Origin of the sequence: Dyadobacter sp. (assembly GCF_051859145.1) — a bacterium.
In the GTDB taxonomy this organism is placed as follows: Bacteria; Bacteroidota; Bacteroidia; order Cytophagales; family Spirosomataceae; genus Dyadobacter.
The window spans coordinates 1-2,978 of sequence record NZ_JBHYGF010000462.1 but is presented as its reverse complement, the minus strand read 5'-3'; the positions used below and the strand labels follow the sequence as shown (position 1 = coordinate 2,978).

The window sequence follows — 2,978 nt, the reverse complement described above, 5'->3', positions numbered from 1 at the left end:
ATAGCTGAATCCGGACTTCACCAAAGGTTCTCCTTTCTGAATTACATTCAACAGATCGGTAACACTTCCAATGTGAGAACCTGAGAAAATTCCGATTTGGGTGGCAAACCTGCTGTAAAACGCGTCGATACCAAATCCTTTGTGGCGGTACCCCGCAGAAAGCGAGAAGTTCTTTTCACTAATTCCTGTATTGTCAAGGAAATAATTGGGCGTACGGATATTGCCCCCGCGCTTGATTGTACCCTGCGCGCGCCAGGCGAACCCTTTGAGATTTTTTATTCCTCCCTGTAAAGTGCCGGATACCACACCTTGCCTGCCATTTGAAAAACCGACTGCATTCAATTCTCCACTTATGATTTTATCAAAAGGCAGTTCCTCAGGTTCTACCAAAATCACCCCGCCAATTGCATCCGAACCATAGCGCACACCCGCCGCGCCTTTCACCACAGAAAGCCGCGTCGCAATAAACGGATCAATTTCAGGTGCGTGTTCAGAGCCCCATTGCTGGCCTTCCTGCCGCACACCATTGTTCATGATCAGAATGCGGTTGCTGTGCAAACCGTGAATCACAGGTTTGGCAATCGAGGAGCCCGTCTGTAAAGTAGTCACGCCGGCTACTCCTTTCAGACTTTCGCCCAGGTTTTGGCCCCGCGTTTTTTCAAGATCAATGCCTGATAATGTTGTAAGTGGCTGCGAGGAAGGTGCATCCGTGCGGTGCGCCGTTATTTCTACATCCTGTAAATGCACCTCCTGTTCTTCCAGATCAAAATTTTCTTCATGGCCCGCAGTCAGGTCAAGCTTTTGCCGAAATGGGTTATAGCCGACAATGCGACATTCAAGTGTGTAGGAACCCGGGCAGAGGTTTCGGAGTTCATACCGGCCATGCTCGTCAGTGAACACGCCCGTATTTTGTCCCACTATCAAAACCGTCGCACCGATTACAGGCTGGTTGGTGTGCTTGTCCTTCACAACTCCCTTTACAAAGCAGGCACAACCTGCATTTTGACCAAAAACAATAGCAGGGAGCGAAAACAGGACGACCAGAAAAATCAAAAGGAACTTGTTGCGCATTGTCTAAAAGCGAGAGCTTTCTGTTACATTGTTGCAAAAGTAGCTTTTATGCAACTTTGTTGCAAATGAAATAACTAAGTATTTCATCATTTAAACTGCTATTTAATGCGCGGAATGTAAATTTGTACTCCGGATTTCGCTTTCAGAACTTGTCTTACCTGCTCATTTCCAAAATTCTCCTTATGCCGCCGCTTATTGCGGGGGTTACACTGGCGGTTAGAAAATGGGGTGCAGGTTTGGGCGGCTGGGTAGGCGGCTTTCCCTGGGTAGCCGGACCGATCTCGTTTTTCATTGCCCTGGAACACGGGCCACTGTTTGCAGCTTCCACGATTACTTCAGCGCTGCTGGGCTCGATAGGAACCATTCTATTTGCCCTGGTTTACTCCATTTTGTCGGCGCGAATGCGCTGGTTGCCCACGGTACTGATCAGTTATGCGGTGTTTTTTGTGGTTGCACTACTTTCGCTCGGCAGCACGATATCGCTACTCTCGGCAACATTGCTGAATCTGTTTGTATTGACCGCAGTGCTTTATTTTTTCCCGAAACCAAAAAGTAAAAGTGATTACAGGAAGCAACCAGCTTATGATATTCCGTTGAGGATGATGGTCGCAACTTTTTTCGTGGTGATATTAACACAGGCCGCAGATTACCTCGGGCCTACTTGGAGCGGTATTCTCACGCCATTCCCGATCATGACTTCCACGCTGGCGGTTTTCACACATTCGCAGCAAGGTTCCGATGCGGCGATAAGGATATTGTATGGATTAATGCTGGCCGGCTATGGCTTTGTCGCTTTCCTGGTAGGAGTAGCCTTCCTGGTTCCGCAAATGCAAATTGCACCTGCGTATGGAATTTTGATGATCGGGACAATGATTGTAAATGCGATAACAATCAGACTGATCCGTTAAAACCAGCCTGATCTCTTCTCGTTAGACTCTTTCCAGCTTCACGGGATAAGTTTTCTTCGCATTCCACTGACACACATAAATATTCTGATCGCCGTCTACACAAACATCGTGGCAATGCATGAAAATGGGTTTTTCCTGTACCATTAATTGCAATTCGCCATTCTTATACTCTGGTTTGGTACCGCCGGGGTTTGAGATTACTTTGTTTGATTTGTCAAGAATGGTCACAAAACCCGAATTAGGTGTTTGATTAAGGTATCTCAGCCGCGACCAGCAAACGCCTGCATACAGATTTTCGCCATGAAAAACAGGGCGGCAAACAAATGCGCCGGGCAGGAATAAGGTACTCAGGTATTTACCGTCCAGTGTAAATCGCTTGAATGCATTGTGCGCGCGGGAAGTTACCAGCAGGGTAGGGTTGGCTTTGTCTCTGTAATCGATCGCGACCCCGTGGGCTGTTGAAAACTGCGCGTCACCATCGCCGCTGCCGCCGAATTTGTCTATGAATTCACCTTTTTGATTATACCGAAGAATGTAATTGGAACCATAACCATCAGCGATATATAGTGTTCCGTCAGGTCCTACTGCTGTTTCGGTTGGTTTAAATGGATCCTTTTCCTTATAGGCGCCCACTTTTGAAGGATGCTCAATGGTAAGCAGTACTTTGCCTTTCAGGTCTGTTTTGATGACCTTACCTGTGTTCGGATCTGTGATAAACAGGAATTCCTCTCCGTTTGCATTCCAGAGCGTAAGTCCGTGCCCACCGGGATATTCATGCCCCCAGCTTTCCAGCAACTTACCCGACCGGTCGTAGATAAGAATGTTATTCTTGATCTCATCAGTGACCATAATCAGCCTGCCTTTGCTGTCCTGCACCATTTCATGGCAGTTGTTGACAGGGAATTTAGAAGCGTCGAGATTCCCCCAACTCTGATTTACCTTATACCGGAAGTTTCCATGTCCGATGGTTTCTCCATCAGCTTTTGGTCTGGCGTGAAG

General features: G+C 47.4%; 3 protein-coding genes. 1 reads left to right on the top strand and 2 read right to left on the bottom strand.

Annotated elements, in window-relative coordinates; translation table 11 throughout:
* On the bottom strand, positions 1–1,071 hold a 1,071-nt coding region (locus ACTIE6_RS21920; RefSeq protein WP_439558667.1), incomplete at its 3' end, for a TonB-dependent receptor plug domain-containing protein.
* Between the two features lie 182 nt (positions 1,072–1,253).
* Here ACTIE6_RS21920 and ACTIE6_RS21915 point away from each other — a divergent pair.
* Positions 1,254–1,979, top strand: a complete 726-nt coding sequence (locus tag ACTIE6_RS21915) for a hypothetical protein (RefSeq protein ID WP_439558666.1) — start codon at positions 1,254–1,256, stop codon at positions 1,977–1,979.
* Positions 1,980–2,000: 21 nt separating this feature from the next.
* On the opposite strand, the gene ACTIE6_RS21910 is transcribed toward ACTIE6_RS21915, so the two are convergent.
* On the bottom strand, positions 2,001–2,978 hold a 978-nt coding region (locus ACTIE6_RS21910), incomplete at its 5' end, for a 6-bladed beta-propeller (RefSeq protein ID WP_439558665.1).

Coding starts and splice junctions, on each gene's coding strand:
- ACTIE6_RS21915 (WP_439558666.1), top strand. CDS start 1,254: ATGCCGCCGCTTATTGCGGGGGTTACACTGGCGGTTAGAAAATGGGGT.